The 657-nt window shown below is 67.0% G+C and carries 1 protein-coding gene; it reads left to right on the plus strand.

Annotation, left to right across the window (positions count from 1 at the left end; genetic code table 11):
* A partial coding sequence (locus tag ACT84W_RS05120; protein WP_444328434.1) for an aconitase family protein occupies positions 1-657 on the plus strand: 657 nt, incomplete at both ends.

A 657-nucleotide genomic window follows, 5' to 3' on the forward strand; every position in this document is an offset into this window, starting at 1 on the left:
GCCTTTCGGCCGCGAAGCGCTACGGCGGCATCTTCGTTCCGCCCCACATCGCCGTCATCCACTCCTTCATGCGCGAGAACTTCGCCGGCTGCGGCAAGATGATCCTCGGCTCCGACTCCCACACCCGCTACGGCGCCCTGGGCACCATGGCCATCGGCGAGGGCGGCGGCGAGCTCGCCAAGCAGCTGCTTAAGGACACCTACGACGTCGCCTACCCCGGCGTCGTCGCCATCTACCTCACCGGCGCCCCGCGTCCCGGCGTGGGCCCGCACGACGTCGCGCTCGCTATCATCCGCGCCGTCTTCAAGAGCGGCTACGTGAAGAACAAGGTCATGGAGTTCGTGGGCCCCGGCATCGCGAGCATGACGACCGACTATCGCAACGGCGTCGACGTCATGACGACCGAGACCACCTGCCTTAGCTCCATCTGGGCGACCGATGAGGACACCTGCGCGTTCCTCACCGAGCACGGCCGCGAGGGCGACTACCGCGAGCTCAAGCCCGCCGACGTCGCCTACTACGACGGCTGCGTGGAGGTCGACCTCTCCGAGGTCAAGCCCATGATCGCGCTGCCCTTCCACCCGTCCAACGGCTTCACCATCGACGAGCTCAACGAGAACCTCGAGGACATCCTGCACGAGGTCGAGGTCGAGGCGG

The sequence above is a fragment of the Paratractidigestivibacter sp. genome, assembly GCF_052362415.1.
In the GTDB taxonomy this organism is placed as follows: Bacteria; Actinomycetota; Coriobacteriia; order Coriobacteriales; family Atopobiaceae; genus Paratractidigestivibacter.